The organism is Mesorhizobium sp. WSM3862 (assembly GCF_002294985.1).
Taxonomy (GTDB): domain Bacteria; phylum Pseudomonadota; class Alphaproteobacteria; order Rhizobiales; family Rhizobiaceae; genus Mesorhizobium.
On sequence record NZ_NSGE01000005.1, the window covers coordinates 286,350 to 298,283 of the forward strand.

The 11,934-nt window shown below is 64.6% G+C and carries 10 protein-coding genes; 7 read left to right on the forward strand and 3 right to left on the reverse strand.

Annotated elements, in window-relative coordinates; genetic code table 11:
- Window positions 1–38 precede the first annotated feature (38 nt).
- Window positions 39–1,190 (forward strand): citrate/2-methylcitrate synthase, encoded by a 1,152-nt coding sequence (locus tag CK224_RS17115; RefSeq protein WP_095782548.1) that lies wholly within the window; start codon window positions 39–41, stop codon window positions 1,188–1,190.
- A 3-nt stretch (window positions 1,191–1,193) separates the two neighbouring features.
- Here the strand turns inward: CK224_RS17115 and phaR are convergent, their stop codons facing one another.
- Window positions 1,194–1,787, reverse strand: a complete 594-nt coding sequence (phaR, locus tag CK224_RS17120; protein ID WP_067001892.1) for a polyhydroxyalkanoate synthesis repressor PhaR — start codon at window positions 1,785–1,787, stop codon at window positions 1,194–1,196.
- 300 nt (window positions 1,788–2,087) lie between these two features.
- On the opposite strand from phaR, the gene CK224_RS17125 reads away from it, so the two are divergent.
- From CK224_RS17125 to CK224_RS17150, 6 genes are all read left to right on the forward strand, one after another.
- Window positions 2,088–3,275 (forward strand): acetyl-CoA C-acetyltransferase, encoded by a 1,188-nt coding sequence (locus CK224_RS17125; RefSeq protein ID WP_095782549.1) that lies wholly within the window; start codon window positions 2,088–2,090, stop codon window positions 3,273–3,275.
- 134 nt (window positions 3,276–3,409) lie between these two features.
- A complete protein-coding gene (locus tag CK224_RS17130) occupies window positions 3,410–4,132 on the forward strand; it encodes a beta-ketoacyl-ACP reductase (protein WP_067001887.1) in 723 nt (240 codons plus the stop codon).
- A gap of 723 nt (window positions 4,133–4,855) precedes the next feature.
- Window positions 4,856–8,269, forward strand: a complete 3,414-nt coding sequence (locus CK224_RS17135) for a helicase-related protein (protein ID WP_095782550.1) — start codon at window positions 4,856–4,858, stop codon at window positions 8,267–8,269.
- 15 nt (window positions 8,270–8,284) lie between these two features.
- Entirely contained in the window at window positions 8,285–8,671 is a 387-nt protein-coding gene (locus CK224_RS17140; RefSeq protein WP_095782551.1) for an RNA-binding S4 domain-containing protein, read from the forward strand.
- A 149-nt stretch (window positions 8,672–8,820) separates the two neighbouring features.
- Window positions 8,821–9,159, forward strand: coding sequence for a ferredoxin FdxA (fdxA, locus tag CK224_RS17145; protein ID WP_067001876.1), 339 nt, complete (start codon window positions 8,821–8,823; stop codon window positions 9,157–9,159).
- Window positions 9,160–9,534: 375 nt separating this feature from the next.
- Entirely contained in the window at window positions 9,535–10,116 is a 582-nt protein-coding gene (locus CK224_RS17150) for a CarD family transcriptional regulator (RefSeq protein ID WP_040974338.1), read from the forward strand.
- Between the two features lie 257 nt (window positions 10,117–10,373).
- Here the strand turns inward: CK224_RS17150 and CK224_RS17155 are convergent, their stop codons facing one another.
- A complete protein-coding gene (locus tag CK224_RS17155; RefSeq protein WP_095782552.1) occupies window positions 10,374–11,168 on the reverse strand; it encodes an amino acid ABC transporter ATP-binding protein in 795 nt (264 codons plus the stop codon).
- The gene (locus CK224_RS17160; protein WP_067001871.1) at window positions 11,165–11,845 is read right to left on the reverse strand and encodes an ABC transporter permease subunit; all 681 of its coding nucleotides are present in this window, start codon (window positions 11,843–11,845) and stop codon (window positions 11,165–11,167) included. Before CK224_RS17160 ends, CK224_RS17155 begins: the two co-directional genes overlap by 4 nt.
- Window positions 11,846–11,934 lie beyond the last annotated feature (89 nt).

Here is an 11,934-nt window from a genome sequence, read left to right on the forward strand (position 1 = left end):
AATCTTGATCAACTGAATCAATATGAGGCGGTGCGGACTTGTCCGAATGGCTGACGCGGGAGGAAGCGCTGGCGCGGCTCAAGGTCCGGCCGCAGACGCTTTACGCCTATGTCAGCCGCGGCCGCATCGGCATGCGGCCCGACGGGGCCGATCCGCGCCGCAGCCAGTATCGAGCCGACGACATAGCCGCGCTCGCCACCCGCCGGGCGCGCGGGCGCAGCCCCCAGGCGATCGCCGAAAGCGCCATCGCCTGGGGCGAGCCGGCGATCACCACTGCCATCTCGACCGTGCTGCACGGCCGCCTCGTTTATCGCGGCAAGGATGCCGTTGCGCTTGCCGCGACAGCGACGCTGGAGGAGGCAGCAAGCCTGCTTTGGGCATCCGGCGCCGCGATATCCTTCGCATCGCTGACGCCTTCGATCGTTCGCGAGAGCGGCACCCCGACGGCCTTTGCAAGATTGTCGGCGCTTGCCGCGGCTGGCCGGCCTTCGCTCGGCCGCAGGCCGGGCATGCTGCAGCAGGATGGCGCCAGCGCCACCAGCGTGCTCGCGACGTCACTCGGTGCAAGCCCGGGGGCGGAGCCGGTGCATGAAAGGCTGGCGCGCGGCTGGTCGGTCGACGCTGCCGGTGCCGATCTCATCCGCAAGGCGCTGGTGCTTTTGGCCGATCACGAGCTCAACGCCTCGACCTTCGCCGCACGCGTCGCCGCTTCGACCGGCGCGCCGATCGTGGCCTGCCTGCTTGCCGGGCTCGCTGCCCTTACCGGCCCGCGTCATGGCGGCGCCGGCGCCGCCGCCATCGCGCTGGTCGAGGATGCCGAGCGGCTCGGGCCGGACGAGACGATCGCGCGCTGGCTGGCCCACGACCGGCCGCTGCCCGGCTTCGGCCATCAGCTTTACCCCGAAGGCGATCCGCGCGCCGAGGCTCTGCTGCCCGACCTCGATATCGCTGACGGTCTGCTGCATCTGCGCGACGCCGTCCTTGCCGCGACAGGCATGCGCCCGAATGTCGACTTCGCGCTCGCCGCGCTGACGCGCAGCCTCAATCTCCCCGCCGACGCGCCCTTTCGCCTGTTCGCGCTCGGTCGCAGCATCGGCTGGACGGCGCATGCCATCGAGCAGGTGACGAGCAACAGGCCCATCAGGCCGCGAGCCCGCTATGACGGCCCTGCAGGAACACCTGACGGCTAGCCATCACGACATGGTGTCGAGCTTGCGCTGCATGGCGGCGATCTGCGCCTTCAATTCCTGCAGGTCGTCGGATTTCTCGTCCTTCTTCGACGGCTCGGCGGGCGCCGCGGAATTGGGGCCGGCTGACGGGAACGGCGTGAACATGCGCATCGCGTTCTGGAACATCTCGACGTTGCGCCGCGTCTGTTCCTCCAGCGCCTTCATCGGCGTCTTCATCATGTCGATCGGCGTCTTGCCGAAGGCGCCCTTCAGCTGCTCGCGGAAACGCTCCTGCTCCTTGGAGAAGGCGATCATCGACTGTTCGAGGAAGCTCGGCACGATCATCTGCATCTGGTCGCCGTAGAAGGAGATCAGCTGGCGCAGGAACGGGATCGGCAGCATGTTCTGCCCGTCCTTGTTCTCCAGCTCGAAGATGATCTGGGTCAGCACCGGATGCGTGATGTCGTCGCCGGTCTTGGCGTCCTGCACGGTGAATTCTTCGCCCTTCTTGACCATCTCGGCCAGATCTTCGAGCGTGACATAGGTGCTGGTGCCGGTGTTGTAGAGCCGGCGGTTGGCGTATTTCTTGATGACGATCGGGTCGTCTTTTGCGGCCATCCGTATCCTCCCCAGGATACCGGCGCGTTCACAGTAAGCGGCCGGTAACGATTGCGCCATTTGTCGAGGATATGCGCAAAAGCGTCACAATTCCAAGCGGTTTGTGCAGTGCGGCACCAATTAATGCCGAAAGGGCGGGCCAAATTGTGCTGCAGCGCGATGGCCACGCCGTCACGATAAGCGCTCGACTTGCTTGCCGCGCATGGCGGCCATGCCGATTTCCGGTTTGACTCAGGTGCTTGAACGGGCAAGAAAGTCTCCAAGGATAGCCTAACGACACCTCGAAGCCTGGAGAAGAAAATGTCCGCTTCCAATTCAATCGTCGTCGCCAGCGCAGCCCGCACAGCAGTCGGCTCCTTCAACGGCAGTTTCGCCGCCACGCCCGCGCACGAGCTCGGCGCGGTCGTCATCAAGGAATTGCTAGCGCGTGCCAAGGTCGACCCGGCGGAGGTGGACGAAGTCATCCTGGGTCAGGTGCTGACCGCCGCTCAGGGCCAGAACCCGGCCCGCCAGGCTTCCATCAATGCCGGTCTGCCCAAGGAGACGACTGCTTGGGGCCTCAACCAGGTTTGCGGCTCGGGCTTGAGGGCCATTGCGCTCGGCATGCAGCAGATCGCCACCGGCGACGCCAAGGTGATCGTCGCCGGCGGCCAAGAATCGATGTCGCTGTCGCCGCACGCCCAGCACCTGCGCGCCGGCGTCAAGATGGGCGACTACAAGATGATCGATACCATGATCAAGGACGGCCTATGGGATGCCTTCAACGGCTACCATATGGGCAACACCGCCGAGAACGTCGCTCGTCAGTTCCAGATCACCCGCGAAGTCCAGGACGAGTTCGCGCTGGCCTCGCAAAACAAGGCCGAGGCGGCGCAGAAGGCCGGCAGGTTCAAGGACGAGATCGTCGCCTTCACCATCAAGGGCAGGAAGGGCGACACGGTCGTCGACCAGGACGAGTATATCCGCCACGGCGCGACGCTCGACGCCATGACCAAGCTGAAGCCCGCTTTCGACAAGGAAGGCACGGTCACCGCCGCCAACGCGTCCGGCATCAATGACGGCGCCGCCGGCGCGCTGCTGATGACCGAGGCCGAGGCCGCAAGACGCGGCATCACCCCGCTGGTCCGCATCGCCTCCTGGGCGACCGCCGGCGTCGATCCGTCAATCATGGGCACGGGGCCCATTCCCGCCTCCAAGCGCGCGCTTGAGAAGGCGGGCTGGTCGGTAAAGGATCTCGATCTCGTCGAGGCCAACGAGGCCTTCGCCGCGCAAGCCTGCGCCGTCAACCAGGGCATGGGCTGGGACCCCTCGATCGTCAACGTCAACGGCGGCGCCATCGCCATCGGCCATCCGATCGGCGCCTCGGGCGCCCGCGTGTTCAACACGCTGGTCTACGAGATGCGCCGCCGCGGCGCAAAGAAAGGCCTCGCGACGCTTTGCATCGGCGGCGGCATGGGCGTTGCGATGTGTGTGGAAGCCTTGAACTGAGCGAACGGCGAACTGAGCGAATAGCGAATGGGGAGTAGCCTATAGGGGGAAATGGTGTTGCGCGACGGGTTATCGGATTCCTACTCGCTATTCGCCGCTCCCTACTCGCTCTTCCGACCAAAGGGAGGAAATGCATGAGCAAGGTAGCAATCGTCACGGGCGGATCGCGCGGCATCGGTGCGGCGATATCGGTGGCCCTGAAGAATGCCGGCTATTCGGTCGCCGCGAACTATGCCGGCAATGACGAGGCGGCCCAGAAATTCAACGCCGAGACCGGCATCCCCGTCTACAAATGGTCGGTCGCCGATTATGACGCTTGCGCCGCCGGCATCGCCCAAGTCGAGGCCGATCTCGGTCCGGTCTCGGTGCTGGTCAACAATGCCGGCATCACCCGCGACACCATGTTCCACAAGATGACCCGCGAGCAGTGGAAGGAGGTCATCGACACCAACCTTTCCGGCGTCTTCAACATGACGCATCCGCTATGGAACGGCATGCGCGATAGGAAGTTCGGCCGCGTCATCACCATCTCCTCGATCAACGGCCAGAAAGGCCAGATGGGCCAGGTCAATTATTCGGCCTCGAAAGCCGGCGATATCGGCTTCACCAAGGCGCTTGCCCAGGAAGGCGCCCGCGCCGGCATCACCGTCAACGTTGTTTGCCCCGGCTACATCGCCACCGACATGGTCATGGCCGTGCCGGAAAAAGTGCGGGAATCGATCATCGCTCAGATCCCGGTCGGCCGTCTCGGCGAGCCGGAGGAGATTGCGCGCTGCGTCGTCTTCCTCGCCTCGGAAGACGCAGGCTTCATCACCGGCTCGACGATAAGCGCCAATGGCGGCCAGTATTTCGCCTGAGATCTTACTGGCCTGAACTCTTCTGACACCGATGGCAGACGGCCCGCCGCAAACGGGCCGCCTGTTTTTGTCTGCGCAGCGGCGGCACCGGGTGGGCATGCCTCAATTTGGCACGCAAACGTTAACGACCTCCCCGCGCCCTGTGGGAAACCCGGTTCACATGCCGTGAATTTTCGGTGCACAAGCTGTGGACAACACCATATCTAGTCGTGAACAAACCAGGAATTTTTGCAGATCGCTGATTCGTCGCCGATTCGTTCCGGCTTTGGCCGAAAAGTTAACGGGCCGCGCCGCAAATACCCCGAAAAAGATTAACGCCGGTTAGGAAAGATCAACCATTTCATAATTTTGGCGGCCGCGCTCGAGTCCGTCGCGGTCGCTCTCCCGCAAAGGTTAACCACGCTCCAGAACCAGCGCGAGCCAAGCACGAAACGGGCCAGTGCACAGATTCAGCATGTGGTGAGACTCATGGTCAAAAAATCCACATATAGCCGTGAACAAAACCTGAATCAGAGCGAGTCAGTGATTCGTCGCCGATTCGTTCCAGACTCGTTCCAACGGTTAATCGGCCGCGGATTTTGACCTTGCCTGTCGTCGCGCCATCTCTTGATGGGAACATTCCGCTTTCGCTTCGCGTCTGAAATCCCTATGTGTGCCCTGTCACACGCGGCGGCACCGCCGCGTCCCCGACAACAAGCGGCAGAAAGCCTCATTTCCGAGCCGATGAATATCCAGCCGAAACCCTCCCAGCCGCTGATCCTTTCCGGCCGCGACGTGACGGCCGTGCTCGGCCCCACCAACACCGGCAAGACCCATCTCGCCATCGAGCGCATGGTGGCGCACGACACCGGCATCATCGGTCTGCCGCTGAGGCTCCTTGCCCGCGAGGTCTATACGCGCGTCTGCGAGAAGGTCGGCGCCAGCAAGGTGGCGCTGGTCACCGGCGAAGAGAAGATCGTGCCGGCGAGCGCGAGATATTCCGTCTGCACCGTGGAGGCGATGCCGCGAGAGACCGATGCCGCCTTCGTCGCCATCGACGAGGTGCAGCTCGCCGGCGACCTCGAACGCGGCCACATCTTCACCGACCGCATCCTGCATCTGCGCGGCCGCCAGGAGACGCTGCTTCTGGGCGCCGCCACCATGCACGGCATCCTGCAACGCCTGCTGAAGGGCGTCTCGGTGGTGACGCGGCCGCGGCTGTCGCATCTTGCCTACGCCGGCTCGAAGAAGCTCACCCGCCTGCCGCGGCGCACGGCGATCGTCGCCTTCTCCGCCGACGAGGTCTATGCCATCGCCGAATTGATCCGCCGCCAGCAGGGTGGTGCTGCCGTCGTTCTCGGCGCACTCAGTCCCCGCACCCGCAATGCCCAGGTGGAGATCTTCCAGTCGGGCGACGTCGACTATCTGGTCGCCACCGATGCCATCGGCATGGGCCTGAACCTCGACCTCGAGCACGTCGCCTTCGCCCAGAACCGCAAGTTCGACGGCTACCAATACCGCAACCTGACCGCCGCCGAGCTAGGCCAGATCGCGGGGCGTGCCGGCCGACACCTGCGCGACGGCACCTTCGGCGTTACCGGCCAGGTCGATCCGTTCGACGAGGATCTGGTCAAGAAGATCGAGGCGCACGATTTCGACCCGGTGAAGGTGCTGCAGTGGCGCACCGCCGATTTCGATTTTGCCAGCCTCGATGCCCTGAAACGCTCGATCGAGACCAACGCGCCGGTCGAAGGGCTGACCCGGGCATTGCCGGCGGTCGACGCTCAGGCGCTGGAACATTTGTCGCGCGACGCGGACATCAGGACGCTAGCCACCGGCAGGGAGCGCGTGGCGCTGCTGTGGGAGGCCTGCGCGCTGCCGGACTACCGCAAGATCGCGCCCGCCCAGCATGCCGACCTCATCGCCTCGATCTACATGGACCTCGCACGCCATGGCCATGTCGATGAAAATTATATGGCCGAGCAGGTGCGGCGGGCCGACACCACGGATGGTGATATCGACACGCTGTCGCACCGGATCGCCCAGATCCGCACCTGGACCTTCGTCTCCAACCGACCGGGCTGGCTGGCCGATCAGCTACACTGGCAGGAAAAGACGCGCGAAATCGAAGACAGATTGTCGGATGCGTTGCATGAGCGGTTGACGAAACGCTTCGTAGACCGCAGGACTTCCGTCCTCATGCGGCGCCTTAGAGAAAATACCATGCCTGAAGCTGAAATCAGCCCAACCGGAACCGTGCTCGTCGAAGGCCATCACGTCGGCGAACTGCAGGGATTCCGCTTCACCGCCGACCAGAGCGCCGGCGGCGAGGACGCCAAGGCGGTGCGCACCGCTGCCCAGAAGGCGCTCGCGGCTGAGTTCGAGGCGCGCGCCGAGCGCTTCGCCGCCTGCGCCAACGGCGATCTGGCATTGGGTTCGGACGGTGTCCTGCGCTGGATCGGCGCGCCGATCGGCACCCTGGTTGCCGGCGACGAGGCCTTGAAGCCGCGCCTTGTGCTGCTTGCCGACGAACAGCTCACCGGCCCTGCCCGCGACAAGGTCGCGGCGCGCGCCGAGCGTTTCGTCAATTTCCAGATCGAGTCGCTCTTGAAGCCGCTGGTCGATTTGAAGAACGCCGAGCAGCTCACCGGCATCGCGCGCGGTATCGCCTTCCAGCTCGTCGAGCATTTCGGCCTCATCAACCGCCGCGACATCGCCGAGGAAATGAAGTCGCTCGACCAGGAAGGCCGGGCGGCCCTGCGGCGCCTTGGCGTGCGCTTCGGTGCCTACCACGTCTTCGTGCCGGCGCTGATCAAGCCGGCGCCGGCCGGGCTGGTGACGCTGCTCTGGGCGCTCAAGAGCGACGGCAAGGACAAGCCAGGCTTCGGCGACGTGGTGCATGCGCTGGCATCGGGCCGCACCTCGGTGGTCATCGATCCTGCTTTCGACAAGACGTTCTACAAGCTCGCCGGCTATCGCAATCTCGGCCGCCGCGCCGTGCGCGTCGATATCCTAGAGCGGCTGGCCGATCTCATCCGACCCGCGACCAACTGGAAGCCCGGCCTCGGCCAGCGACCGGACGGCGCCTATGACGGCCACGCCTTCATGGTGACGCCGCCGATGATGTCGATCCTCGGCGCCACCGCCGACGACATGGAAGAGATCCTCAAAGGCCTTGGCTATCGCGCCGAACCGAAGCCGGCGGCGGAGGTGAAGGCCAAGCTCGACGCGCTGGACAATGCCGCCCGGGAGGCCGCGGCTGCGAAGCTTGCGGCGGAAGAGGCCGCGCGTGCTGCACAGGCGGCAGAGGCGCACGCCGTGGCAACCGACACGGTTGCAGAGGCAACGATCGAGGGATCCGAGCCGGCTGCCGCTGAAGTTCCTGCCGACGCCATCGCGGAAGCCGCGACGGAGCCTGACGCGAAAGATCCGGCGGAAGCGTCGGCTGCGGTCGCGGAAGAGGCTCCGCCTGTGGAGGCCGCTGCAGCGGTCGACGCTGCAGCAGCGCTTGGGTCGGCTGAAAGCGCCGATGCCTCCACCTCGATGGGGGAGGTCGCGGCGGGAAGCGACGCGGGTGGGGCTGACGGCGCCGACGATGCAGACGGCACCAACACCGCCGACGCCGGCGCTCTCCACGAGGGCGAAGGCGGTGAAGGCGCAGAGCCCCCCGCCGAACCGGAAGAGCCGAAGCCGATCCTGCTGTGGCGGCAGGCGCGCTTCGACCATTCGCGCCCGCGCCACCGCCATGACAATCGCCGCGACAATCGTCCGCGCAACGGCCAGGCTGCAGGCGATGGCCAGGCGGCTGCCACGGGTGGCCAGGCCGGCGATCGGCCAGCCCGTGAGGGCCGCCGCGACCAGCGCGACGGGGCCGGCAAGCCGCGCTTCGACCGGTCGAAGTTCAAGCCGAGACCGGAACGCGAAGGCGGCGAACGGCGCGAAGGCAGGCAGCAGGGCGAGCGTGCCGATCGCCACGAGGGGGGACGCCGCGAGGGCCGGCCGGACTGGAAAGGCAACAGGCAGGACGGCAAGGGCAATGCCGCAGGCGGCAACAAGCCGGCCTTCCAGGGCAAGCCGCGCGAGGAGCGTCCGCAGCGCTTCGATCCGGATTCACCCTTTGCCAAGCTCGCCGCCTTGCGCGACCAGCTGAAGAAATAGCCTCGGCCGGTCACGATGGTTGGAGAAGGCCGCCAGCGCATCGACAAATGGTTGTTCTTCTCGCGTGCGGTGAAATCCCGGTCGTTGGCGGCGAAGCTCGTCATTGCCGGGCGCGTCCGCATCAATCGCGACAAAGCAGCGCAGGCCTCCGATCTGGTCAAGGCCGGCGATGTCCTGACCATCACGCTCGACCGCCGAATCCTTGTCTGGAAGGTGCTTGGGCCTGGCGCCCGGCGTGGTCCTGCCGACGAGGCGCGGCTGCTTTACGAGGATATGTCGCCGCCGCCGACGGCCAAGGGCGAGGCGGTTCCTGACGCCATTCCGGCGCTGCGCGAGGCCGGCACCGGCCGTCCGACCAAGCGGCAGCGGCGGCAGACGGACCGGCTGCTCGGCGAGGACTAGAAGATACGACGGAACCTCGTCGCGGCAGGCGCGCGGAATTCCTTTCCGCGATGCCGGCTCAGGCGGGAAGTCCTGCCCTTGCAAGCGGCGGGCAAAGGCGTTACCTCACCAAAAAAGCCCAGCAAATACGGGACGTCCCGGAGCCTGCGATGACCTATGTCGTGACCGACAATTGCATAAAATGCAAATACATGGACTGCATCGAGGTCTGTCCGGTCGACTGTTTCTACGAAGGCGAGAACATGCTCGTCATCCATCCTGACGAGTGCATCGACTGCGGCGTGTGCGAGCCGGAATGCCCGGCCGACGCGATCAAGCCGGACACCGAGTCCGGGCTCGACAAATGGTTGCAGGTCAATTCCGAATACGCGGAGAAATGGCCCAACATCACTGCCAAGAAAGAGCCGCCGGCCGACGCCAAGAACTTCGACGGCGAGGCCGGGAAGTTCGAGAAGTATTTCTCGCCGGAGCCCGGCGAAGGCGACTGAAGGCCGGGCCGGGCAAGCCGGCATGACGCCACGTAAGCGAGCCGATACAATTGCTGTCTTGACAGCCAGCGATGGCGCATGGCGTTAGCGAATGCAGCAAAACCTTGATTCTTCCGACTTTTTGTGTTATATCCGCGAAACATGCCGGTGACACAACGTCGATTTATGGCGCTAACGCCCCAAATCACTGAAAGGTGAACTTTTCAAATCCGGACCAGAGCGATCTGGGGCAGGCAATCGCATTCGTGCGGTTTGTCGGTCCCGGCTTATTCCGGTGAGTTCACTTGTTGTGCGGCTAAAGATCGGCTTCCGCCGATCGTCTGAGTTCAGCCGGCGCCGCCATGCCGGCGCTACAACTAAGGAGTTCAGGGCGTAATGGCAACGATCACCCCGCAGAAGAAGTCCACCGCGGCCCGTCACGGGTTCAAGACCGGTGAGTTTATCGTTTATCCGGCGCATGGCGTCGGCCAGATCGTGGCCATCGACGAGCAGGAAGTCGCGGGTCACAAGCTGGAGCTGTTCGTCATCGATTTCCAGAAGGACAAGATGCGGCTTAAGGTGCCGGTCGCCAAGGCGACCTCTATCGGCATGCGCAAGCTCTCGGAAGAGGATTATGTCGATCGCGCGCTGAAGGTCGTGCAGGGCCGCGCCCGCATCAAGCGCACGATGTGGTCGCGCCGCGCGCAGGAATATGATGCCAAGATCAATTCCGGCGACCTGATCTCGATCTCGGAAGTGGTGCGCGACCTCTATCGCGCTGACAACCAGCCGGAGCAGTCCTATTCCGAGCGCCAGCTCTACGAAGCCGCACTCGACCGCATGGCTCGCGAGATCGCCGCCGTCAACCGCATGTCGGAGACCGAGGCGGTTCGCCTCATCGAGGTCAACCTCAACAAGGGTCCGAAGCGCGGCGCCAAGGCCGACAACGAGGAAGCCGAGCAGGAAGAAGCTGCCTGAGCACTCGCCTGCCGAACAACGAAGAACCCTGCCTGGCGCCGGGTTTTTTGTTGCGCGCAATATCGGAAGGTCGGCGCTGCCCTCATCCGCCTGCCGGCACCTTCTCCCGTATAGTGAACGGGGAGAAGCGAGATGACGGCGTCGTTGGCGCCCATTCTGAAACGTTGGCGATTGGCGAACTCTCTGATGAAAGCGTCCTTTCTCCCGTCACTATCCGCGGAGAAATGCCCGGCAGAGCAATGAGGGGCAGCGCCAACTTATGAAGAAATCGTACCTGATCCCCCGCCCCCGCCTTCCTTCCGCGCTTCCTCCTGCCGCAGCGAGGCGATGAAGCGCTTGGTCCGCTCGCGCTCGGGATTGTCGAACACGATCGAAGCCGGGCCCTTCTCGACGATCGAGCCGGCATCGAGGAACACGACCTCCTGCGCGATCTTGGAGGCAAGTCTCAGATCATGCGTGGCCATCACCATGGTGGTGCCCTCGCGGGCCAGCTGACCCAGCACGTCGACCACTTCCTGCGCCAGCTCCGGATCGAGCGCCGAGGTCGGTTCGTCGCAAAGCAGCACGCGCGGCGACGGCGCCAGCGCCCGGGCGATCGCAACGCGCTGCTGCTGGCCGCCTGACAGAGTCGCCGGCCAGGCATCGGCCTTATGCGCCATGCCGACCTTCTCGAGCAGCGCCATCGCCCGCTCGCGCGCCCGCGCCTGCGGCCATTTCAGCACCGTCACCAGCCCTTCCATGACGTTCTCGATCGCGGTGCGATGCGGAAAGAGCTGAAAATTCTGAAACACCATGCCGGTCTGCAGCCGCACGCGCTGAATGTCCGCTGCCGGTACCTTGGCGCCCGGCCGAAATTCCAGCGTCTCGTCGCCGATGCGCAAAGTGCCCGAGGTCGGAATTTCCAAGAGGTTGATGCAGCGCAAGAGCGTGCTTTTTCCGCCGCCCGAAGGCCCGACCAGCGCCGTGACGCTGCCTTCGTCGATGCTGACGGTGACACCTTTCAGGACAAGATTGTCGCCGAAGCGCTTCTCGATGTTGGTAAGGCCGATCATGCATTGGCCTCCAGGAAGCCGCCATAGCGGTTGAGCCGCACCTCCAGCCGCGCCTGCAGAGCCGACAGCACCGAGCTCATCGCCAGATAGAGCGCCGCCGCCTCGACATAGAGGATCAGCGGCTCGTAGGTGGTGGCGACGATGCGCTGCGCAGCCTGGAACATTTCGGGCACCGTTATTGCCGCCGCGAGCGAGGTGTCCTTGACCAGCGATATGAACGTATTGGAGAGCGGCGGCACCGCGACGCGGCCCGCTTGCGGAAGGATCGTGCGCCGCATCGCCTGGCTCCAGGTCATGCCAATCGAATAGGAGGCCTCCCACTGCCCTTTCGGCACCGAGCCGATGACGGCGCGGATGATCTCCGACGTGTAGGCGCCGATATTGAGCGTGAAGCCGATCAACGCTGCGGGAAAGGCGTCGAGCAAGATGCCCACGGACGGCAGGCCATAGAAGATCAGGAAGAGCTGCACCAGGAGCGGCGTACCGCGAAAGATCCAGACATAGAAGCGCACAAGCGCGACCAGCGGTTTCGGGCCGAACAGCCTGATCAGCGCCGTCACCAGCCCGGCCATAAGCCCCAAGGCGAAGGACAGCAGCGTCAGCGGCACGGTGAAGATCAGTGCCGCCCATAGCAGCGTCGGCAGCGACTCCAGCATCAATTGCAACCAGTGCGGCACGGAGCCCTTCTCCTTTCCGGACGCTGCGACCCTCTGGCCGCATGCCGAGCGACTATCAGGTAAAAATCGGCGGGCCGTCTTTGACGGCC

What these genes read in the sequence shown, in the direction of transcription:
- CK224_RS17140 (WP_095782551.1), top strand. Translation starts at nt 8,285, where the DNA reads ATGGTTGGAGAAGGCCGCCAGCGCATCGACAAATGGTTGTTCTTCTCG.
- fdxA (WP_067001876.1), top strand. Translation starts at nt 8,821, where the DNA reads ATGACCTATGTCGTGACCGACAATTGCATAAAATGCAAATACATGGAC.
- CK224_RS17125 (WP_095782549.1), top strand. Translation starts at nt 2,088, where the DNA reads ATGTCCGCTTCCAATTCAATCGTCGTCGCCAGCGCAGCCCGCACAGCA.
- CK224_RS17130 (WP_067001887.1), top strand. Translation starts at nt 3,410, where the DNA reads ATGAGCAAGGTAGCAATCGTCACGGGCGGATCGCGCGGCATCGGTGCG.
- phaR (WP_067001892.1), bottom strand. Translation starts at nt 1,787, where the DNA reads ATGGCCGCAAAAGACGACCCGATCGTCATCAAGAAATACGCCAACCGC.
- CK224_RS17135 (WP_095782550.1), top strand. Translation starts at nt 4,856, where the DNA reads ATGAATATCCAGCCGAAACCCTCCCAGCCGCTGATCCTTTCCGGCCGC.
- CK224_RS17155 (WP_095782552.1), bottom strand. Translation starts at nt 11,168, where the DNA reads ATGATCGGCCTTACCAACATCGAGAAGCGCTTCGGCGACAATCTTGTC.
- CK224_RS17150 (WP_040974338.1), top strand. Translation starts at nt 9,535, where the DNA reads ATGGCAACGATCACCCCGCAGAAGAAGTCCACCGCGGCCCGTCACGGG.